General features: G+C 45.5%; 17 protein-coding genes. 1 reads left to right on the top strand and 16 read right to left on the bottom strand.

What is annotated here, in order from left to right:
• Positions 1 to 130: 130 nt before the first annotated feature.
• The 4 genes from CC90_RS0113190 to CC90_RS0113205 all read right to left on the bottom strand — a co-directional run bounded on the left by CC90_RS0113190 (position 131) and on the right by CC90_RS0113205 (position 3,965).
• The gene (locus CC90_RS0113190) at positions 131 to 1,033 is read right to left on the bottom strand and encodes a dihydroorotate dehydrogenase (protein ID WP_031391238.1); all 903 of its coding nucleotides are present in this window, start codon (positions 1,031 to 1,033) and stop codon (positions 131 to 133) included.
• A gap of 103 nt (positions 1,034 to 1,136) precedes the next feature.
• Complete coding sequence (locus CC90_RS0113195; RefSeq protein ID WP_031391239.1) at positions 1,137 to 1,928, bottom strand: dihydroorotate dehydrogenase electron transfer subunit; 792 nt, start codon at positions 1,926 to 1,928, stop codon at positions 1,137 to 1,139.
• A 123-nt stretch (positions 1,929 to 2,051) separates the two neighbouring features.
• Positions 2,052 to 3,323 (bottom strand): dihydroorotase, encoded by a 1,272-nt coding sequence (locus CC90_RS0113200; protein ID WP_031391240.1) that lies wholly within the window; start codon positions 3,321 to 3,323, stop codon positions 2,052 to 2,054.
• Between the two features lie 207 nt (positions 3,324 to 3,530).
• The gene (locus CC90_RS0113205; RefSeq protein WP_031391241.1) at positions 3,531 to 3,965 is read right to left on the bottom strand and encodes a protease complex subunit PrcB family protein; all 435 of its coding nucleotides are present in this window, start codon (positions 3,963 to 3,965) and stop codon (positions 3,531 to 3,533) included.
• 516 nt (positions 3,966 to 4,481) lie between these two features.
• Between CC90_RS0113205 and CC90_RS0113210 the strand changes: the two genes are divergently transcribed.
• The gene (locus CC90_RS0113210; RefSeq protein ID WP_031391242.1) at positions 4,482 to 5,216 is read left to right on the top strand and encodes a lysophospholipid acyltransferase family protein; all 735 of its coding nucleotides are present in this window, start codon (positions 4,482 to 4,484) and stop codon (positions 5,214 to 5,216) included.
• Positions 5,217 to 5,289: 73 nt separating this feature from the next.
• On the opposite strand, the gene CC90_RS0113215 is transcribed toward CC90_RS0113210, so the two are convergent.
• From CC90_RS0113215 to CC90_RS24415, 12 genes are all read right to left on the bottom strand, one after another.
• Positions 5,290 to 6,690 (bottom strand): UDP-N-acetylmuramoyl-tripeptide--D-alanyl-D-alanine ligase, encoded by a 1,401-nt coding sequence (locus CC90_RS0113215; protein ID WP_031391243.1) that lies wholly within the window; start codon positions 6,688 to 6,690, stop codon positions 5,290 to 5,292.
• Positions 6,691 to 6,923: 233 nt separating this feature from the next.
• Positions 6,924 to 7,958, bottom strand: coding sequence for a D-alanine--D-alanine ligase family protein (locus CC90_RS0113220; protein WP_031391244.1), 1,035 nt, complete (start codon positions 7,956 to 7,958; stop codon positions 6,924 to 6,926).
• A 138-nt stretch (positions 7,959 to 8,096) separates the two neighbouring features.
• On the bottom strand, positions 8,097 to 9,680 hold the full coding sequence (locus CC90_RS0113225; RefSeq protein WP_031391245.1) for a glycoside hydrolase family 9 protein: 1,584 nt from the start codon (positions 9,678 to 9,680) through the stop codon (positions 8,097 to 8,099).
• 302 nt (positions 9,681 to 9,982) lie between these two features.
• Positions 9,983 to 10,879 (bottom strand): M23 family metallopeptidase, encoded by an 897-nt coding sequence (locus CC90_RS23225; RefSeq protein WP_051869566.1) that lies wholly within the window; start codon positions 10,877 to 10,879, stop codon positions 9,983 to 9,985.
• 56 nt (positions 10,880 to 10,935) lie between these two features.
• Positions 10,936 to 11,955 carry a SpoIID/LytB domain-containing protein gene (locus CC90_RS0113235; protein ID WP_031391247.1) on the bottom strand — a complete coding sequence of 340 codons (1,020 nt, stop codon included), beginning with the start codon at positions 11,953 to 11,955 and terminating at the stop codon, positions 10,936 to 10,938.
• 56 nt (positions 11,956 to 12,011) lie between these two features.
• Positions 12,012 to 13,058, bottom strand: coding sequence for a hypothetical protein (locus CC90_RS23230; RefSeq protein ID WP_132038483.1), 1,047 nt, complete (start codon positions 13,056 to 13,058; stop codon positions 12,012 to 12,014).
• A 297-nt stretch (positions 13,059 to 13,355) separates the two neighbouring features.
• On the bottom strand, positions 13,356 to 15,650 hold the full coding sequence (locus tag CC90_RS0113245) for a hydratase (RefSeq protein ID WP_031391249.1): 2,295 nt from the start codon (positions 15,648 to 15,650) through the stop codon (positions 13,356 to 13,358).
• A gap of 104 nt (positions 15,651 to 15,754) precedes the next feature.
• Complete coding sequence (locus tag CC90_RS0113250) at positions 15,755 to 16,537, bottom strand: sulfite exporter TauE/SafE family protein (RefSeq protein ID WP_031391250.1); 783 nt, start codon at positions 16,535 to 16,537, stop codon at positions 15,755 to 15,757.
• A 3-nt stretch (positions 16,538 to 16,540) separates the two neighbouring features.
• Positions 16,541 to 17,665 (bottom strand): anaerobic sulfatase maturase, encoded by a 1,125-nt coding sequence (locus tag CC90_RS0113255; RefSeq protein ID WP_031391251.1) that lies wholly within the window; start codon positions 17,663 to 17,665, stop codon positions 16,541 to 16,543.
• 89 nt (positions 17,666 to 17,754) lie between these two features.
• On the bottom strand, positions 17,755 to 19,107 hold the full coding sequence (locus CC90_RS0113260; RefSeq protein ID WP_031391252.1) for a sulfatase-like hydrolase/transferase: 1,353 nt from the start codon (positions 19,105 to 19,107) through the stop codon (positions 17,755 to 17,757).
• Between the two features lie 31 nt (positions 19,108 to 19,138).
• Entirely contained in the window at positions 19,139 to 21,298 is a 2,160-nt protein-coding gene (gene gnpA, locus CC90_RS0113265; protein WP_031391253.1) for a 1,3-beta-galactosyl-N-acetylhexosamine phosphorylase, read from the bottom strand.
• Between the two features lie 24 nt (positions 21,299 to 21,322).
• A complete protein-coding gene (locus CC90_RS24415; protein WP_165919298.1) occupies positions 21,323 to 21,499 on the bottom strand; it encodes a DUF6903 family protein in 177 nt (58 codons plus the stop codon).
• Between the last annotated feature and the right edge of the window lie 6 nt (positions 21,500 to 21,505).

The raw sequence follows: 21,505 nt of genomic DNA on the forward strand, positions 1-21,505 counted from the left end.
CCATTCTATGCAAAAATTGCCCGGATTCACTCAAAAATTGCTAATAAAAATCAGGAGGAATCCATATTTTCAATAGATTCCTCCTGATTATTATTCCTTTTCCATACCTGCACTTCCGGCCTTCTTCCGGCTATTCCACGCAGCCAATCAGCGAATTGATATCCTCAATCCCATATTTTCTCATATATTCTTCGATGCCTTTTACCGTCTCCTCCGTAGCATAAGGATTCACGAAATTCATCGCTCCCACGGCCACCGCCGTCGCTCCTGCCATGAGAAATTCGATGGCATCCTCTGCATCTGAGATTCCACCCATACCGATAACGGGAATCTTCACCGCGTGAGAGGCTTGATAGACCATGCGCACAGCCACCGGCTTAATAGCGGGGCCGGAAAGTCCACCGGTTTTATTAGCCAGCACAAAGGCTCTTTTATGGATGTCGATTTTCATTCCGGTAATCGTATTGATCATGGAAAGGGCATCGGCTCCTGCCGCCTCCGCTGCTTTCGCCATCTCTGTTATATCCGTCACGTTGGGACTGAGCTTCATAATCACCGGCTGCTTTGCCTTTTTCTTAATCTGGGATGTAATGTCATAGAGGCAGTCCGCCTTCTGGCCGAAGGCGATTGCACCCTCTTTCACGTTGGGGCAGGATACGTTGATTTCCAGCATGTCCACTCCGGAATCTCCAAGACGTTCCACCACCTCCAAATAGTCCTCTACCGTTTTTCCGCAGACATTGACGATGACTTTCGTATCATATTTTTTTAAAAAGGGAAGGTCCCTTTGCAGGAATACTTCAACTCCCGGATTCTGCAGGCCAATGGCATTGAGCATCCCTCCGTAGGTCTCCGCTATCCGGGGAGTGGGATTGCCCTCCCATGGAACGTTGGCCACTCCCTTGGTCACCACCGCACCCAGACGGTTCAGATCCACGAACTGTGCATATTCCATGCCCGACCCGAAGGTTCCTGACGCCGTCATTACCGGATTCTTGAACTCCACGCCCGCTATCGTTACTTTTGTATTCATTCTAAATAACCATACCTTTCTCATAGCCTGCAAACTTTGGGCCGCAGGCACAAATTTGCGTGTGAAAAATTTATTTTTCACACTGCCCTCCTTCGCTTTCCTGTCAGATTTCCACATCCCGCGCATCGAATACGGGGCCATCCGTACAGATTCTCGCATTATTGACATGGGAATGTTCGTCCTTTTCCTTCGTTTTGCAGACACAGCCTAAACACGCGCCCACCCCGCAGGCCATCCGCTCCTCCAGGGAAATGTAGGCCTCAATTCCTTCCGCTTCCGCATACTTTTTTATCGCCCGAAGCATCGGCATCGGACCGCATGCCATGATGACCTGGGGACGAATGCTTAGAGCCGACATGGCATCCAGTACGTTTCCCTTGGTTCCGGCACTACCGTCCTCCGTCGCCGCATGTACCGGCGCATATTTTTCCATATCCTCTTTCAGAAACAGCTGTCCGTTTCTATAGCCCGAAATTACGGTTATCTCTTCGGCTTTTCCTTCGCGCTTCAGCTCCTTGGCAAGCTGCAGCATGGGAGGAATTCCGATACCTCCGCCCATGAGAACCACCCGTTTTCCTGCCGCCTTCGAAAGAGGAAAGCCGTTTCCCAGGTTTCCCAATATTTTAATATTTCTGCCCGTGTGATAAAGAGATAATTCTTCCGTTCCTTTTCCTGCAACGCGATAGACGATTCTAAGCCGATTCCCTTCACCATCCGCGTCGCATATGCTTATCGGTCTGGGAAGAAGGGTGCTTTCTCTATGCGGATATACACAAATAAACTGCCCGGCCTTTGCCGAAGCTGCCAGATCGCTCTCTATCCACATATCGTAAATGTCATCGGCTATTTTTGTCTGTGACAGAACTTTTGCTTTTACTTTTTTCATCTGTTCCATTACCCTTTATCCTTTCAAAACTTAATGTACCATCATCTTATATCGAGTCAAATACCCCGCAGTAAGTTGCGGGGCATTTGACCCTCGCGGCATTCGCAAAATGCAGGCAAGCCTGCGCCCGGCTCATTGCTCGCGGGAATAAACAATTTTTCCCCCGCAAATGGTATAGTGAATCCGGCATGGCAGACTCTCTCCGGTAAAAGGAGTGTTCGATGACTTGGAAAGGTAGTCTGTGGGTGTCCATGTCTCATTTTTATCAAATATAATCAAGTCTCCGGGACCGCCTTCCTCCAGATAGCCGGCATCTAAATGATAGAGCATAGCCGGCTGGTAGGACATGCGGCTCAGCAGCTCGTTCATGGAGAGATATCCCTTCTCCACCAGTTCTCTTACTCCTAATGAAAGGGAGGTTTCAAGACCGATAATACCACTGGGTGCTTCCGTAAGAGACTTTCCCTTCTCCTCCGGGCTGTGGGGAGCGTGATCTGTAGCGATAATTCCTATCGTTCCATCCTGAAGTCCTTTTATAATTGCCATCCTATCTTCCTCCTCTCTCAGGGGAGGGTTCATCTTTGCCAGAGAACCATGAGAAATCACAGCCTCCTCTGTCAAGGTAAAATGATGGGGAGTCGCCTCTGCATATATGTGCCGGTTCGTCTTCCTCGCCTGACGAACCAGGTCAACTGCCTCTTTTGTACTGATATGCTGAATGGATATATCGGCGTTGCAGCCCTTCGCAAGGGCTATATCACGCCTTACCATATCGATTTCGGCCATTCGGTCCGAACCTTTGATTCCATAATACTCAGAAGCCTTTCCTGCATTCACGCCGTTATTGGTAATATACGCCGGATTCTCCTCGTGAAAGCTAAGGGGTTTACCCAGCTTCTCCGCCTGATCCATGGCCTGCTTCACAACATCTTCTTTCAAAAGGGGAATCCCATCATCGGTAAAACCCACCGCTCCCATTTCCGCCAAACGTTCCATGTCCGTAAGTGCTTGTCCCTTCATTCCTATGGTAATATTGGCGCAGGTTTCCACGTGAATCCCCGTCTCTTTTCCTCGTTGAAGCACATAGGCCAGAGTTTCCTCGTTGTCCACGGGAGGTCTGGTATTCGCCATTAGAACCACAGTCGTAAATCCGCCCTTCGCCGCCGCCTTCGAGCCTGTAGCTATATCTTCTTTATGTGTAAAGCCGGGGTCCCTGAAATGCACATGCACATCCACCAAGCCCGGAGCAACCATTTTCCCCGCCGCATCGATGACCTGTACATCCTCTTTAAGTTCAATTCCGGGACCCAGCCTGACAATTCTCTCATCCTTTACTAAAATATCCGCCGTGCCTTCCTTTCCGCTTTTCGGATCCAGCACATATCCGTTTTTTATCAATAGCATCCTCGTTCTCCATGTTCCGATTTTACATTCCTGTTTCTTTCAACCTTGTAAACTGCCGCGCTGCGGCACAAACAATCCGTGAAGAAGGCTCAGGGAGGCTTCTTCTGTGTGAAACTATAGAAATTCTTAGGCGATGTACTTTATCAGCTTAGAATTTCTTTTCACACTTATCCTCGAAACAAGTATAGCCTATTCCACCTGTAACAATCAATCAAAAACTACCGACTTATCAAAATATTCCGTTTTCAGTACGATATAAGGATAGGACGCACTTTCCTTCTCCTGGGCCTTATAAAGTTCTCTGCTTTCTGCCTCCGGCCCAATCAGGTTCGTATCTACGTATACCGCATTTCCCGTCATGTACAGCCCGTTTACCGTTATGCTGTAGCCCCCTGTCTCCTGTTTTCCATAGCCGATACAAATATAGATATAATCGTTATCCTGATAGGTAATTTTAAATTCCTTTTCTTTTTTTTCTTCTATAATCTGTTTTAACTCCTCCGGTAAGTTATCTTCTCCCAGCACGGTGAATTCTATATCTTTAATCTTTTCATTCATGTCCTTCGCTTTACCCCCGCACCCTGGCAGGCACGAAAGCAGCATTATAACTGCTATTACGAGTAAGATCCCCTTTTTTTTCATCTTCGCAGCATCCTTTCCTCTTTCTATGAGTGTTCTGTACTCATTTCATTCTATTTAAAAAGCAAAACGACTATTCCTCTCCTGCACTTTTTTTCTATTGCCTAATACAAAAGCGTCCGTTATAATAAATACGACAACCAGAACAAAAGTGTGCTTCATGCACTCTCGTGACCAAGTACTTTGGCAGCACAGCTTTTGTTCCGCGCGCGTAGCTGCGCATCTATCTTTCTTTAATAGGAGCACTTTCCTATTAAAGAACAAAAGTGTGCTTCATGCACTCTCGCGACCGAGTACTTTGGCAGCACAGCTTTTGTTCCGCGCGCGTAGCTGCGCATCTATCTTTCTTTAATAGGAGCACTTTCCTATTAAAGAACAAAAGTGTGCTTCATGCACTCTCGCGGCCAACTATTTTGGCAGCACAGCTTTTGTTCCGCGCGTAGCTGCGCATCCATTTTTATGTAATAGGGGCGCTTTCCTATTGCATAAAAAAATTACCTTCAGGGAGGATGAAACACCATGATTCGTATTATCGGCGTTGCCACTTTTATTATTTTATTTCTTATATTCAGTATTCCTCTTCTGATTGCCGAATGGATTCTTGGCAAATTTAACATGACAAAAAAGAACACTTCTTCTCTGGTCATAGTAAACTTTGCATTCCGCTGCTGCTTAAAGATCGCGGGCACCACTGTAACTGTAATCGGAGAAGAAAATGTTCCCTTGGATGCTCCCGTATTGTATGTAGGTAACCACAGGAGCTATTTCGATATCCTTCTCACTTATACGAGAGTCCCCAGACCTACCGGTTACATTGCCAAAAAAGAAATGCTTAAATATCCTTTATTAGTGAACTGGATGAAAAACCTTCACTGCCTTTTCCTCGACCGCAAGGACATAAAACAGGGTCTGCAGACTATTTTAGAGGGAATCGAAAAGGTGAAATCGGGAATCTCTATCTGTATCTTCCCCGAAGGAACGAGAAACAAGGTAAACGATACTTTTCTTCCTTTCCACGAAGGAAGCTTTAAGATAGCTGAAAAATCGGGCTGCGCCATTGTACCTATGTCCATTAACAATTCAGCGGCCATCTTCGAAGACCACCTGCCCAAGATCAAAAAAGCACATGTAGTAATCGAATACGGCAAACCTATATATATTAAAGACATGCCTAAAGAAGAGCGGAAGTTCGTGGGCGTATATGTACAGAATATCGTGAAAGAAGCGTATTTTAAGAATAAGGAACTTGTATAAGAACAACAAAATAAAAAATGACCCGAAAAATCAGCAGGAACAATAATCCTCGTTGACTCTTCGGGTCATTATTTTATTTTTCTTCCAATGCTTTCACAACCTCTTCAAAAGCCATTCCATGGGATGCTTTCACCAGCACAGTATCTCCCTTTCGCAAAATACCGGACATCTTCTCCAAAAATTCCTTTTTCCCGGGAAAATAGTAAAGCTCTGTACTTTCACTTCCTGCTTCCCGTGCCCCTTTTTTGGCACTGTCGTACATATTTAGGGACAATTCTCCGATACAGACAATTACCTCGATACCCTTTTCTACTGCATAGGCTCCTACCCTTCCATGCATCTGCTCCTTATTTTCTCCAAGCTCGAACATATCCCCCATGACCGCCACCCTTCTGGTGAGCGCTGCTTCTAACAAATCAAGGGCTGCGCACATGGAAACCGGATTGGCGTTGTAGCAGTCGTCAATGATTACACGATCTGGAAGATGAATGATATTGCTCCTTCCTCCCAAGGGTTTTACCTTGGCGATTCCTTCCTGAATCTGTGCTCCGTCAAGTCCCAGAAGGCTTCCTACACAAGCCGCCGCCAACGCATTGTAAACCATATGTACGCCGGGCAAAGGAATCTTTACCTTAAACTCGCCGTTCTTCATATGGATTTTCGCACTGCTGCCAAAAAGCCCCCTATTTTCTATCTCGTCCGCATATACAGGATTAGATTCATCCAGCCCGAAATAAATTGGCTTTCTTCCCTTAAGCGTTCCTTCATTTATCTCTTCTATCCTGCGAAGCATATCGTCATCGCCGTTAGCGCATACCGCGCCATCTTCCTGCATGAAATCGAAAATCTCTGTTTTTGCCCGCAATATCCCTTCTCTGGATTTTAAGTTTTCCAAATGGCATTCTCCGATGTTGGTGAGCACACAAATGTCCGGTCTTGCTATCTTGCTCAGCCTGTGCATCTCGCCGAAATCGCTGATTCCCATCTCAAGCACTGCCGCCTGGTGATGTTCCTGTATCTTAAGCACCGTCAGCGGAAGTCCTACCTCATTATTGTAATTACCCTCCGTCTTGAGCACCTGATATTTTTCAGCAAGCACCGAGGCGATGAATTCCTTCGTGCTCGTTTTACCTACGCTGCCCGTTATGCCTACCACTTTAATGTCCAATTGCTTCCGGTAGAACTCCGCAATATCTTTCAGCGCCTGAAAGGAATCCTCCACGAGAATATAAGGTCCTGATACTATCTCAGGCGCTCTTTCGCACACAACGCCTGCCGCTGCATGTTCCATGACCTGAGGGATGAAATCATGACCGTCCACCCGCTCTCCCTTCGCCGCTACAAATAAAAAATTCTCTTTTATGAGCCGGGAATCCAATACTACGCCCGATACTTCTTTATCCATTCCCTCGTCGCAGCCAAATAATTTCCCGCCGCAGGCCTTCGCTATCTTATGCAAAGTAAGGTTTTTCATTCTCTTCTCCCAGTCCCTTCCATTTATCGCAATTGCATATATATTTCATTATAAATAATCACGAAACTCATAACCTTTGATAATTTAATGTACGATTTCACAGCCTAGTATATCGTCCATCAAATAACCGGACGGAATACGCAGGATAAACTTTCACATATTGCAGCTGGAAGTTTAGACAAATGAGCGGTCCAGTTAATTTGTGGATGATATACTAGCAGTTTCGCAAACGCCTATACCGCTTGCTTAAGCGCGGATTCTATGATTTTCTCGCACAGCTGACCGAAGCTTATTCCCTGCGCCTGCGCCTCCTGGGGCAGGAGAGAAGTAGGCGTCATGCCCGGCAGAGTATTCGCTTCCAGACAGAAAACTTCTTCCTCATCATTCATCATAAAATCCATGCGCGCATAATTCTTAAGGCGCAGCACCCGAAATGCCTTCTCCGCCAAAAACTGCATCTCCTTCGTCTTCCTCTCCGAAAGAAGGGCAGGACAGGTCTCCACGGCACTTCCCGCCTGATATTTATTCTTATAGTCATAAAAGCCTTGAAGCGGCGCAATTTCAATTACCGGCAAGGCCTTTCCGTCCATGACCCCTACGGAAAATTCCCTTCCGTTTATATATTGCTCTATAATGACCTCTTCATCATAGCGAAAGCCCTCTGCTAACGCTGCCTCATACTCTCTCTCGTCCTTCGCGATACATACCCCTACGCTGGAGCCTCCGCTACAGGCCTTAACGATACAGGGAAATGGTACGGATTTTCGGTCCTCTTCTCCCCGCTTCAGGCTGATGCCCCGGGGCACAGGAACGCCGTGGTAATCCAGCAGCTCCTTGGTAAGTCCTTTATCCATGCAGAGCGCAGAGCTCACATAATCAGCTCCGGTATAACGGATTCCCATCAAATCGAAGCAAGCCTGTATCTTGCCGTTCTCGCCGTTTTGTCCATGCAGAGCCATAAATACCACGTCTGCCGCCTGACAAATGGAAATGACATTGGGGCCGAAAAAGTTCTTGTCTCCGTCGCTTCGAAGAGCCTTCACCGCTTCGATATCGGGATTCTCCTCTCCCACTGCTCCGATTTCCTCCGCCCAGTCGTCGTGCCTTTCGAAAATCGCTTCCGCATCCTCTTTTTCATAGCCTAAGTATACGTCCAGCAGCACTGCCTTGTGTCCGTTATTTTTAAGCGCCTGATATATCATTCTTCCGGAACTTAAGGATACATCCCTCTCCGTACTGATTCCTCCTGCCAATACAACTATTTTCATACGAATCCCTTCCGCCTTTCCATCCTGCGAGCTGCTATCTCCTGCTTCATTCCTTACAGCATAGCACTCATTTCTTTCATAATAAAACATATAAATTGCCCATATCTATGCAAAAGATGCTTTTTACCCATCCCTCTTTTATCCTTCAACGTTGTTATACCAGCTTATCACCTCGCTCATCATGAAGATAAGCTCGGCATTCAAATCGAACCGGTTCATAATTCCCAGCTTAGCATCGATGGCTGCATAGTTACTGGTTCCGGCACCGTCTATGTAGCTGATTGCCTTTCCGTTACGCCCCATAAAATAATGGATATGATTCTCTATAATCGTTTCATATTCGTGGTTGGCAATGATATGGTCGGCTACCGTAAGCCGCATCATCTGGTGAAGAAGCTCGTCATTGTTATCCTGCTCCTTATTTCCGAATGCCAGATAACCTGCCCCTCTCGCCCTCTCCGAAATATTCTCCGCATCGTTCATCAGCGCCTTCATCACATCGCTGCATATATTCATATCTACGCTCTGTTTCGTGGATATATACGTGGTACAGCCCCAGAAGAAATAATCGTTCTCCATATTATAAGAGCCCTCAGCCAAATAACTTTCTGCGGCTCTTCTATAGGAGCTGTAGCCGGTGGCACGATAAAGCTCAGTAGCCGCAAAGAAACGCTGTTCTATCTCTTTTTCGCTGCGGCTGTTCTCCATAAAGCGCCATGCCCTGTCCGCCGCCCTCAAGCATTCTGTGGCATAAGCCGTATCGTATGCCTGATAAATATAGCTGAACTTCGCCATCACCGCCGCAAAGGAAGCCGTCGCCTCTAACGTCACCGGCTCCACATAGTATTCCTGCCTGGTAGCATAAGGTGTCATATGCTTTTCCTTCACTTCAATCTCGGAATACACTCCTCCCGTGGCGGAATCCTGCATCTTAAGCATCCAGTCGGCTTCATATTTTACCTCATCTAAAATGTCAGGAATCTCGTTTCCGCTCTCCGGGATACCCATCTCGTCAGGAAACACTCCCGGATGCAGCTCGTATGCCAATAGAAGATTCGCCATGACCTGACTTCCCTTCACCACGCTTTTGGAATAATTTTCATCCATATGCCAGCCGCCGCTCACATCCACCGATATTCTGTTATCTTCATCCAAAAGGGCTGCCTGTGTATGACAGGCGGTGTGTGCCGCATCTCCCGCCAGCGCCTCTACAAGTGTAATACCGCAGCGGCTGAAGTAATACTTTTTACATGCCAGATAAAATACGTCGTCGTATATGCTCTTTTCTATGCGGAAGGAATAGGAACGACCCAGAATCGGCGCTTGTATGTAATAACTTCCGGGCTTTTCCAAATCGTCGAATACACCGTAGCCGTTATATTCTTTCAATGTATCGTTATATCTCTCGTCCTCCACCTTACCCTCAAAAACAACCTCCCCGGTTTCTTCGTCTATTACCTCGAAGCTATCCGGCATCCTGCTGCCTCGAAATACCGCAACCTTTTTCCCTTCCGGAACATATCCGGTCTGGTTCACCAAAATACCGGGACGGCTTATTGGAACATCATAATCGAAAACAGGTTCCAGCCCCAGACTCTCCTGCTCTTTATTTCCTTCCTGGTTTCCCGGCGATACGGCATCTTCCTCCGCCGGATATGTATAGGCACAGCCCGCCAGGAGCAGGGCGCTTGCCAGAGCACACAGCCATAAATATTTTTTCATAAAATCTCTTTCTTTCTAAATCTGTCATCTATTTTCCGTCTTTCGCTGCCGTTAGTATATCATGCATCAAATAACCGTATTGAGTACGCAGGATAAACTTTCAGATGTGATATGGGGAAAACGCAGACGCAGCGGGGATGATATACCCGTCCCGCAGTCTTATAGAAATTATAACCCGAACCCTTCGTAAGGTAAAGAGTAATCCACGTCATAGCGGAGGTAATCTTCCTGGGCTGCATTTGAAGATGCAGCACCGATTACCTCCGCTTAAATAGCATCATTATGATTTTCACATCCTGTTGTTAACTTAGTTTCGTCATGGGATTTACGGGAACTCCATTCTTTGTCAGCTTGAAGTAAACATTACATCCTTCTACCACAAAGTATTTCGTAGGAGCCGCCACACTGCCGATGATATCTCCCTTATTCACATAGCCGCCCTCCGATACCGTAATATCCTTAAGCTGTCCGTATGTGACCTCATAACCTCCGCCCAGTTCCACAACTACTGCATTGCCGATTTCAGGATCGGTAAATACGCTGGTGACCTTCCCGGCTGCTGCTGCCGTAATCGTCTCCCCTTCTACCGCGGAAATAATGATGGCAGGATTATATTTATACTGCTCCAGGGTGGGAAAGTATACGGTCTTGTCCATACTGTAATTAATGAGTATGTTGCCTACGATAGGCCATGCCAGACTGTCGCCGTCGTTGAAGGTAAGCGCAGGCTGGATGGAGGTGGCGATTGCCATAGTATCTTCCATCTGCTCTAAGCGTGCCGTATCGATGGTCTCGTCGAACATTCCTTCTTCGTTCTTATCATTTTTTTGCTTGTCCTTATTGTCTTTATCGTCCGTATTCTTCTTTGTTCCCTTCTGAAGGGCGTCGTTCGCTGCCTGAGTAGCCTGCGCATTCTCTACGTTTGCTGAATTGGTCTCCTGATAATAGGGATCATAGTCCAAATCGTCGGATGTCACTACGCTTCCCGCATTTTCTGTTCCCTGAACAGTCTTGTTATTCGCCAATTCACTTTTCTCATTTTCTATCGAACTGAAATCGACTACATAGCCGTCGCTTTTTTCTTCGCTTCTGCCCCTTACAAACAGCCCTGTCACTGTAAGTGCCGTAAGCACAAATACCGATGAGAACAGCATGATGGCTTTTTCCCTTTTCGCACTGGATCTATTTCTTCTTCTCATATTGATTCCTCCTAAAGATTTTATCCTCATCGATAGTTTTGCCGATTTCGCATTCTTTATTCAGTTTTTTCTATCACAATATCTGTAAAATAATAGTTTAGTATATCTATAAAATCGCTTCCTTTTTTTGCCGCCTCGTTGGCCGCATATTGACAGAAGCCAAGCCCATGTCCCACACCCTTTACTTTTATGACGACTGTGTCATCAATAATCGCATTATTTTCAAGCTCTACTGTAAAACAAGAGGAATTCAAGGAAAATATCGAACGAAACGTCTCTCCCGACATGGCAGAACCGCCCATCTCTATCTTCGTCACATAATTTGCCCTGTCTCTGTCTATCCGCAGCATATCCGTAAGCTCTTTTCCCTCTTCCCATACTATCCCGGGATACACCTCCTGCATCCTTATGAGAAATGCGGTTTTCTTTATTCTGACGGTCTGCACATATTCTTTCGCCGTGAAATCCCTTTCACACATTACTGATTTCAAATAGGGGTATTCCATGCTTTTTAATACTTCGTTCCCATTCCTCGTCATTCCGGCACTGAGGGCGAAATAGGGGGCCTTTATGGGTTTTTCCTTATAGGTCATGTACATCCCCCTCGTGCTGTTTACGGCTTCCCTGCATTTTTCATATTCCTCTCCATCCGTCATGGCAACAATGCTTTCCACGTAAATATATTTTTTACCATCCTGCTCCTTACTATTCGCCGGATTCTCTCCTTCCTGCTCCAAACTGTCGCGGTATGCCTTCATAAGCTCCGTCCGCAAGATTACCGCCTGGGCTTTTAAGGTTTCCGGTTCGTAGCTTGTGTCTATCGTTGCCGGAAGGCGACAGGCCAGATAGGTTTCTAAAGGCATTTTCTCCGTTCCTGCCAAAGTAGTATTGCACACGATGAAGCTTGTGCTCTCCTGTGCCTCTTCATACCCCGCACTAACATTTCCAAAGAAAAAGGTGACGATATAGGGAAACAGAAAAATAAACAAAAGAACCGCACCCATATCCCGGTAATCCGGTGTGGATACGATTCTTTTATTTTCTATTATTCGCTCAGCAATTCTATATTTTTTCATGGGACACCTCTACCCTAATTGTATGTGAGGATATCCGCTTTCTATACTTATATTTTTCAGCTCATCACATCCAGATGTGCCTTATCGTCTCCATGGCACGTTACATCCAAATGCTGTATGCTTCCGGCTCCCCCATTTTCATACAAAAAAAGACCGGTCCGCCTTATCATTCCGTTAGCGGCGTTGCTTGCGGCGGTAAGGGAAAAATCGGTGGAAACGTTTGTAAGGCAGATTGCTCCTACTTTTTTCTCCGATAATTTATAACATTTGTCGCCGTTTTCATCCTTTACCCAAATGCAGAGCTTGTTCCAAATCTCGTCGGCTTCGTCGATCCAACCGTTACCATCGGAATCATAAGCTGCCAGATCCGAAAAACCGTTTCCTGACTTCGCACCAAAAAGCTCGCTTCCATCGTTAATGACTCCGTCCCCATTCTTATCCAGAGCCAGATAGCCGCTGCCCTTGCCCAGCTTGGAAATCTTGTCCTTCACACCGTCCGCGTCGATGTCGAAAAAGAAGGTCTGATCAGTAAGCTCCGCGATGTTCCCTTCCAAATTGATGACGAGAGGGTCACACATCCGCGATTGTATCTGCATATAATTCTCTTCGTAGTAGGAGGAAAAGCTTCTGCTCATCTGTACATCGAGGCTGAACTTAATTTCTCTGCCGTCTGCGCATTTTACAGTACCCTCAGCGGAAAAGGAGGTATTCTCTTCTTCCCTATAGTAAATTTCCTGATTGTAATAAAGAACTTCCGTGACCGGCTGCGACGCAGCCTTCCGGAGGCCGCTCACTTCGCTCAGCATCTTGGTATAATCCCACTTCTTCGTCTCTCCGAAAAATATCTTTATCAAATATTGCATGCAATTTTGCCTGATCGTACTCAGCCCATCTCTTTTATTCAGCAAGTAGGACGGGCGGTTCACTCTGGAATAAGAACTCATTTCCCGCAGCTTCTCCTGCAAGGCTTTCTTCTTCTCTTCCTCCGTCTGTTCCTGTGTTTCACCTTTAGTTCCCGTACCGAAAATATCTTTGGACTGCCCGCTGTCTCCCAAGGGGCCGACCATACCGACAAGGAGTAATGCACTTGTCTTTCTTGACATAAATGAACTGTAACTTCTTTCGGATTCCATTCCTATGCTCGAGGAATTAATGATCAATTTCTGCTCCTTTCTTCATTCGCTTTTCAGCTCCCACACTTTGCGCGCGCCGGCTGCGCATCCGCCTTTTATGTAATAGGAACACTTCCCTGATTACAAAAAGATGGTATCTATCAACGTAACGAAGTTACGTTTCATAAATACCATCCGTGGCTTAACGATGTTATATTGCAGGGCAGGTCCTCGGCCGAAGTACTTTGCCCTGCACATAATATATCGGATATTCACAGAAATACTTTACTAAACTCTGTTATAATTGATCAGACAACCCTTCAGGATAATCTGGCGCTCTTCATCGGTAAGTTCTCCTAACGACAGCTCGAACTGCACCATATCGCTTTCGCCTACTACAAAGGCTGCTATACTGTCTGCTTTTTCCTCTACCGCCTTCTTAATATCAGGTATGAAAATATAATCCAGATTCTTAAAAGGAAGCTTCTTATCGTCCTCATTGATGATAAAAGGAAGCATACCCCAGTTGATCAGATTGGAACGATATCTCTTCGTGGCATATTCGTTAGCGATGTTAGCCCAGCCTCCCAGCACCTTCTGGCAGGATGCTGCCTGTTCTCTGGCAGATCCGTCGCCCGGCTTTACCGCGAAAATGGTAGAGCCAAAGCCGATATTTCCTTCTCCTGCTTCAGGATAAGTCTTTTGAATTACCGCCATTACAGGCTTTAATTCCGGCTTTACTCCAAGCGGACACTTACCTTCCATAACTGCGGTCTGCGCCGTCTGAATATCCTTGGCACGGCCCACGTAAGCAGGATCCTTTCTGGACAGCGTAAATTCCGCAAGCCCTAAAGGATTAGAACGATAGGAAGATGTCTCCCCGGAAGGAATCAGCTCGTCCGTAGTGGTAACCGTATCGTGTATCTCAGAAACTACGCGGAGTACCAAATTCTCAGGAAGTTCTCCCATCATCGGCCAGTCCTTGATGTTAGGGCCGAATTGAATCTCCATATCGGGATCCGCCTCTCCCTTGGAATCGAATACACGGTTCGCATAGATGTTGGAATCAAAATGGTATTTATACTTGCCGATAGTTCCGTCAAAGTCTGTAGCTGCCGTAAGAATTCCCTTATTCGCGCTTGTTGCTGCGATAGAGCGGGCATCCATCAGCGCTACGGAGGAAATCTGTCCATTTTGCAGCTTGGAGCCTTCTCTGTTAGGGAAGTTTCTTGTGGAATGGCGGATGCTGAAAGCGTTGTTCGCCGGCGTATCGCCCGCACCGAAGCAAGGGCCGCAGAAAGCTGTCTTAAGTACCGCACCCGTTTCCATAAGCAATGCCGCACAGCCGTTCCTGATAAGCTCCATATAAATCGGCGTAGAAGCGGGATATACGCTTAAGGTAAATCCATCTGAACCGATATAAGCTCCCTTCAGAATGTCCGCTGCCGCGCAGATGTTCTCAAATCCTCCGCCTGCACAGCCTGCAATGATACCCTGGTCCACATAAAATTTACCGTTTTTCACTTTATTCTTCAATGTAAAGTTAACCGCTCCATCCAAGCTGACTATTGCCTTTTTCTCTACATCGTCGAGAATATCGTCTAAATTGGCGTTCAACTCTTCAATCGTATAAGTGTTGCTGGGATGGAAGGGCATTGCAATCATCGGCCTGACCGCACTCAAGTCTACTGCAATCATACCGTCATAATATACCACCTCGCCCGGAGCGAGCTCTTTATACTCTTCTTTCCTGCCGTGTATCTCGTAGAACTCCTCGATTTCCTTATCCGTTTTCCAAATAGAGGAAAGGCAGGTGGTCTCCGTCGTCATTACATCGATACCGATCCTAAAATCTGCGCTTAAGGAATCTACGCCCGGTCCGACGAATTCCATTACTTTATTTTTCACATAGCCATTGGCAAATACCTTGCCGATAATGGCAAGCGCCACGTCCTGAGGTCCTACGCCCTTTACCGGCTCGCCGGACAGATAGACGCCGATTACCTCCGGCATGTTAATGTCGTAGGTCTGGTCTAAAAGCTGCTTCACCAGCTCCGGTCCGCCTTCTCCCATCGCCATGGTTCCCAGAGCGCCGTAACGGGTGTGTGAATCCGAGCCAAGAATCATGCGTCCGCCGCCTGCGAGCATCTCTCTCGCATACTGATGAATAACAGCCTGATGAGGGGGCACATACACGCCGCCGTATTTCTTCGCGCAGGAAAGGCCGAACATGTGATCATCTTCATTGATGGTGCCGCCTACCGCACAAAGAGAATTATGGCAGTTGGTCAGCACATAAGGCACCGGGAACTTCTCCAGTCCGGACGCGCGCGCCGTCTGTATAATGCCTACAAATGTAATATCGTGGGAAGTCAATTTATCGAATTTTATTTTCAGCTTGTTCATGTTGCCTGAAGTATTGTGCTCTTCCAAAATACCATAGGCAATCGTTTCCTTCGCCGCATCTTCTTTATTTATGTTTTTACCTGTCTTGCTCTTGATTGCTGCCTGCGCATTGCCGTCATCAGGAATCAGTTCCGTTCCATTCACCAGATATGCGCCGGTTTCATATAATTGTATCATGCGTATCCTCCTGTCACTCTTTAGATTATCATTTCCAATTATAATGTAAAAACCGGATACATGCAATTGGTAAAAATATGCCCTTATAATACACTTTCTCTTTTTTATAAGAACATGTGAATATTGTAAATATTAATTCCCATTATAACGGCCATCAGAACCATAAACAGTTTGTTCACATGTCTGTCAAGAATCCTCTCATTAATTCTGCCTCCTGCAAGAGCCCCCAAAACCCCGCCCATAATCATAAATCCCAAAATACTTACGGGAAATTCAGGGACTGTATTCGTTGCCAGCGTATGGATCAAGCTGGTAAACTGCGAAAATAGTATGATGTACAAAGAATTGGCGGCCGCCTGTTTCGTTGTCATGGAAAAGCAGAAAGAAAGCACCATCAAATTAATAGGTCCACCTCCAATACCCAAAAATGCCGACATAAGGCCAAGAGCTAATCCGGTAACAGCACACAGAAACAAGCTTCTTATATGGTAGGTTCTCACTCTATGCTTATTCAAAGTGTAAATGAAAGTGAGCGCTGTCACAAGCAAAAGAACTCCTGACTGAACGGCTCCAACCTGGCTGCTGTCCGCAAAATGGCTATAAGCATATTGAAAAACTTCTTTCCCCCCGGCTCCCCCTATCGCCGCCCCCGCCGCAAGCGCTGTTCCGCATCTCCACTCGATCACTTTATCTCTGGTTCCCAAAGAACGTACCACGGAAACGAAAGACATGGATAATACGGTGCATCCTGACAAAAAACTGACTGCCCCCACTTCCATTAATCCGGCCGCATCCAAAACGGGTTTTATGATCACACCGCCTCCGATTCCGCAAACAGCACCGATTACCGATGCCGAAAAGCTAATGACAAAAAATAAGAAATACATACTTTATCTGCCTCTTTCCTTAATCTTCCGTGCTATATCATTCAGCCTGTCCATGCTGTGCGCAAAAAACATCTTATATGACTGACAGAAATAATTTCTCCTCCCGCTCCCATCCTGAAGTTCCAGCCGGTGCCTTGCACATCCTCCGCGGCACAGTGGAAAATAGGAACATTTTTCACACTCGTCCTCATGGTCTGCCGATGATTGTATAAAGCCGATTTCCTTTCTTTTTTCGGCAATTTCAAGGAAGCTGCAGTCATTTAAGTTACCAAGCTTGTAATCATCCAAAACATAAAAATCACACGGATATACTTCACCGTCCGCTTCTATTGCGTGCTGAATACCGCATATCCCCCTCTGCTCACAGCTTTCCGGCTGATACCCCAGAAGAATTGCCACATAATTTTCAAATTGCCTGATATAAGGCTGACGCCCCCACTGCAGATCAATATACCACAAGTCAAATAATTCTTTCAGAAAATCCCCATATATTTCGGGAGTAAGAGAGTATTCTTCTGTTCCCTGTTTTTCAAACACAGGGTCCAGACATGCAATATATTGCTGATATTTAAATCCCCTTTTTTTATAAAATTCATATATCCTGCGTATCTTAACAGCCGTGCTTTTATGTACCACTGTCAAAACATTGTATTCTACTCCCACCCGATCAAACATGGAGGCTGTATTTATTATTTCTGAAAATGTATCTTCGCCGCCCTTTGTTCTTCTGTAAATATCATGAGTCGCCTTTATTCCATCTATAGAAAGTCCTACAAGAAATTGATTCTCTTTAAAAAAATGACACCATTTTTCATCCATCACATAGCCATTCGTTTGAATGGAATTCTGTATGTTTACTTTTTTATGATTATATTGTCTCTGCAGTTCAACTACTTTTTTAAAGAAATCCAGTCCTGCAAGAGTGGGTTCACCCCCTTGAAAAATAAATCCGCATGTGTGTTCTGCATAATCCAATGCTTTTTCTATTACTTTCTCTAAAGTATCTATTCTCATAATACCATAGGATGCTATCTCCCTCTTACTTGCAATATCGCAATAAAAGCAATAGCTGCATTTCATATTGCATAACCCCGAAACCGGTTTAATCAACAATTGCAGCGCCGGCATACCCTTCTCCTTTCCTTCCCCTTTTCACTGTGCAGTAAGCCATACCGTATTGTAACCGGTATGGCTTACTGGCGATGATATCAGATATGCTATTGAATAACAGGTTCTCTTTCTCCCGCTTTTTTCATCTCTCTGATAAGCAGCTTTTTCATGTCCTCTTTTATTTCTTTATAAGCTTCATCATTTACAACATTATAAAGCTCATAAGGGTCCTTTTTTAAATCATACAGAAAATCCGGTGCATACAGATCGCTGTCCGCATATTCAAACCCGTTTTTATCCGGAGCATATACGCTGAAAAGATAGTCCTGCGTTCGGATACATCTCCCTACACGGCTCTCGCTGATCTGAGCAAAAACTGCGTTTTCTTTTCCCTGCGCACTCCCTTCCAATACCTCCTGCATATTTTCTCCCGCCATGGCATCTTTCACATGAATTCCCGCCATAGCAAGAAATGTCTTGGGTAGACTTATCGTACTTACCAGCTCTCCGATACGCCTGCCTCCCCGGAAACCCGGTCCCGAAATAATGAGAGGTACATGAAGAGCCGAGGAGTGACAGGATCGCTTATAATCGTCCCCTCCGTTTAAATGGCTGTCTTTATTCCTTGTCTGGAAATGAGAACCGTGGTCCGACGAATATACAATGATCGTATTCTCATATAAGCCCTTTTGCTTAAGTTTTTCCACCACTCTTCCGAGATTATCATCTAGGCTTTTGCAGCAGCCAAGATAATCAGGGTATTCTTCCCTCGCATTGCCTCCTAATGCCTCCAAATCACCCGGCAGCACAAAATCCTTAAATACTTCTTTCGATCCGTCCGGGCCTTCGTAGTGTTTACGATCATTTTGATGATGAGGTTCAATGTGAGAAATCGTCATAAAAAACGGCTGCTTTCCATCGCAATTTTCCAGATATTCCAAAGCATAATCCGTAATCTTGTCTACACGGTATCCATTAAATTCGCATTTATTCATATTCTCGTCATATACGTACCCGTCATATCCGTGAGAAGTAAACTCAAGAATGTCTGATGCACGCCAAAAACCTTTGTAACCACCTCGTTTTTCCGGCGGAATGGCTGATGTCGCATAATCCGCCTCCGGTTTTGTACTTTCGGCATCATCGCTCGCCAAATGCCACTTCCCAATATACGCGCAGTCATAACCCGCATCGTACATGTAATCGGCAACTGTCTTCACATCATCCGGCAGAGAAATTCCATTTTTAAAACATCCCGTTTGTGTCGGATACAGCCCTGTCTGAAAAATAGCACGGCAAGGTCCGCAGACAGGCTGCGGCGTATAGGCTTCTTCAAAAACTACTCCCTTTCCCGCCAGCTTGTCCAAATTGGGAGTAGTGGGAAGGGGCTGCCCATAACAGCCTATGGTATCCCATCTTTGCTGATCGGAAAAATAAAACAGAATATTGGGTTTATCCATAATAATAACCATGCCTTTCTCGTATTATCCGCTATTTGCGGCAGTCCACCCATCTCATTTCCATAGGGTTCAAGTCCAGACTATATGCCAGCCTGCCGTCAATATAAAGTTCTGTATGTTTTGCTTCTTTTGCATTATTAATTACCGCAGCTTTTCCGGTCTTTTCAAACACCGTTACTTCGGTATCTACATTCGTTACATAGAATTTCTTCATTTCACTTTCCATGCCTGCCGCATAATAAATCGCACGAAGCAGGATACGGCAGTTCTGGGGGGAATACGGAAGTCCCGCAAAATAAACGCTGTGCCCTTTTCCGTAATCATTTACAACAAGCCGGCTATATTCTCCGTCCTTGTTTAAAATCTGGTAATTCTCTCCCTGCGCATAAATGCGGCTCATACCTTCACCGAAATCCACATTTCCTTCAATATCTTCCAGAATAAAATGATCGGCATCCAGTTCATTATATTTATCGGTGCTGAGAGAAAAGCACATTTCCCTATCCACACCAAGTACGTCGCTCATCTGAAAATAGCGCCCTTCAAACTGATACGCCGTAGGTTCTCCCACGCCGATAAAACCGCCGCCGTTATCCACAAATTCCCGTAAAGAGGTCACGACTTCCGGATCGATCCAGTTTTCTGCTCCGCTGAAGGATGTATAAGCATCTCCCGCATTGATGATTACCTTGATATCTTCCGCTATCCCGTTTCTGATATCATCAAATGTAATAAACTCCACATCAAAAGGCATACCGCTCAAGCATTCGATCACTCCTACATAAGAATAAATTTCTCTATGCCATATGGCATGATGAACCTGATTTGCCATCCATCTTCTCAGATTTCCCCAGCAATTTAAAACCGCGACCTTAAACGGTGCCACATAAGCTTTGGTGCCCTGCATATTTTCATGAATGAGACGGAACTCATTTACCACATACTTAATCTCATCAATAAATCCCGGCCATTTGGAAGCGAGTTTCAAATATCCGCCGTATCCGATACGATCAAGCGGCGAACGCAAAATTGCACGTCTTGCCTTCAGCCAGTTATCCTGCGCTTCGCCGATAGGATCTCCCCCCTCACAGAATACATCCGGGAAGAAATAAGGAAGAAGTCTTCCTTCCGTATATTTTACTCCTTTAATATCAGAAATCATACGGAGTGTCACTCCATCACCTACAGAACCTACGACAGCATCCAGTCCGATATCCTGAAAATATTTTCCGAAGGGTTCTGTTCCGATCCAGTGATCGCCAAGAAACATCATAGCTTCTTTGCCGTATTCATGTACAATATCTACCATTTCTTTCGCCAGCTTACTGACTTCTATCTGCTGGAATTCAATGAAATCCCTGAATTCTTTGCTCGGTACCCGAAACAGCGAATTATGATAGCCTTGATCCACGATGAACTCCGGGCGGAATTTGTAACCGGCCCACCTTTCAAACTGTTCCAGAATGTAAGGGCTTACGCTTGCGCTGTATCCGAACCATTCCACATATTTTTCACGCTTATTTTCGTCAAAAGTCAAAGTAAATTGGTGAAAAAATGTAGTAAACCTCACTACATCGATGTGAGGGTTTTCTTCACACCATCTTTTCAGTTTTTCTTTCACATGTATCTGCGTCTTGGGCTGCCTTACGTCAAAGGTCAGCTGGTGGGGCGCATCTTTCCAGTCATTTGTAATGAAATTATACATGTGCACCGGATCCCAGACAAGAAATGCCAGAAAGCTGACCGTATATTGATGGTATTTCACAGACTCGATCACTACCTCTTCCGTTTCGCCGTCAAATTCCCATTTATACACGGGAACTACCTCTCCGGTCGTCCTGTCTACAACCTCCCACCATCGTTTCGGATCGTCAATTATATTTACCTTTAACTGTTCGGTATGAAACCCTTTCATCAGTTTGATCCTAAGCTTTGTATCTCTTGCCGTCACACGGTCACTGATCAAATATTCCTGCTGGATTTCCTCGGGATTTTCGTTTGCCCAATCGTTATCTTTTCTTGTCGTATAATATGTTGCATATTTTTTAGCACTCTGAGTTAAAAGTTCCTCCGGCATCGCCGTTCCGTCACAATCTCGCAGCGCATCCGCTCCAAGAAGATTTTTCAGTCTTATTGTCTCGTCTACCATATCTATGTCGGTAGGTAATGTCAGCCTGCCAGTCATCAGCATAATCCTCTCCTCTATTCTTTTTTTCTATCGGTACTTTTTATTGTAAGAGTACAAAAGCATAAGCAGTCCACCAAGACCAGCCAGTATAACGCCAAGGTTTACATAACCAACCTGCTTCTGTCCCCATATGATCATCATTAAAAAAACTACAAATAAAATTATCTTCACTATCTTTACTGCCAGCAATATTTTCCCTTCCATAACTAT

This window comes from Kineothrix alysoides, from assembly GCF_000732725.1.
GTDB lineage: Bacteria > Bacillota > Clostridia > Lachnospirales > Lachnospiraceae > Kineothrix > Kineothrix alysoides.

Coding starts and splice junctions, on each gene's coding strand:
- CC90_RS0113215 (WP_031391243.1), bottom strand. CDS start 6,690: ATGAAAAACCTTACTTTGCATAAGATAGCGAAGGCCTGCGGCGGGAAA.
- gnpA (WP_031391253.1), bottom strand. CDS start 21,298: ATGCTGATGACTGGCAGGCTGACATTACCTACCGACATAGATATGGTA.
- CC90_RS0113260 (WP_031391252.1), bottom strand. CDS start 19,107: ATGGATAAACCCAATATTCTGTTTTATTTTTCCGATCAGCAAAGATGG.
- CC90_RS23230 (WP_132038483.1), bottom strand. CDS start 13,058: ATGTCAAGAAAGACAAGTGCATTACTCCTTGTCGGTATGGTCGGCCCC.
- CC90_RS0113190 (WP_031391238.1), bottom strand. CDS start 1,033: ATGAATACAAAAGTAACGATAGCGGGCGTGGAGTTCAAGAATCCGGTA.
- CC90_RS0113200 (WP_031391240.1), bottom strand. CDS start 3,323: ATGCTATTGATAAAAAACGGATATGTGCTGGATCCGAAAAGCGGAAAG.
- CC90_RS0113195 (WP_031391239.1), bottom strand. CDS start 1,928: ATGGAACAGATGAAAAAAGTAAAAGCAAAAGTTCTGTCACAGACAAAA.
- CC90_RS0113255 (WP_031391251.1), bottom strand. CDS start 17,665: ATGCCGGCGCTGCAATTGTTGATTAAACCGGTTTCGGGGTTATGCAAT.
- CC90_RS24415 (WP_165919298.1), bottom strand. CDS start 21,499: ATGGAAGGGAAAATATTGCTGGCAGTAAAGATAGTGAAGATAATTTTA.
- CC90_RS23225 (WP_051869566.1), bottom strand. CDS start 10,879: ATGAGAAGAAGAAATAGATCCAGTGCGAAAAGGGAAAAAGCCATCATG.
- CC90_RS0113220 (WP_031391244.1), bottom strand. CDS start 7,958: ATGAAAATAGTTGTATTGGCAGGAGGAATCAGTACGGAGAGGGATGTA.
- CC90_RS0113250 (WP_031391250.1), bottom strand. CDS start 16,537: ATGTATTTCTTATTTTTTGTCATTAGCTTTTCGGCATCGGTAATCGGT.
- CC90_RS0113205 (WP_031391241.1), bottom strand. CDS start 3,965: ATGAAAAAAAAGGGGATCTTACTCGTAATAGCAGTTATAATGCTGCTT.
- CC90_RS0113225 (WP_031391245.1), bottom strand. CDS start 9,680: ATGAAAAAATATTTATGGCTGTGTGCTCTGGCAAGCGCCCTGCTCCTG.
- CC90_RS0113210 (WP_031391242.1), top strand. CDS start 4,482: ATGATTCGTATTATCGGCGTTGCCACTTTTATTATTTTATTTCTTATA.
- CC90_RS0113235 (WP_031391247.1), bottom strand. CDS start 11,955: ATGAAAAAATATAGAATTGCTGAGCGAATAATAGAAAATAAAAGAATC.
- CC90_RS0113245 (WP_031391249.1), bottom strand. CDS start 15,650: ATGATACAATTATATGAAACCGGCGCATATCTGGTGAATGGAACGGAA.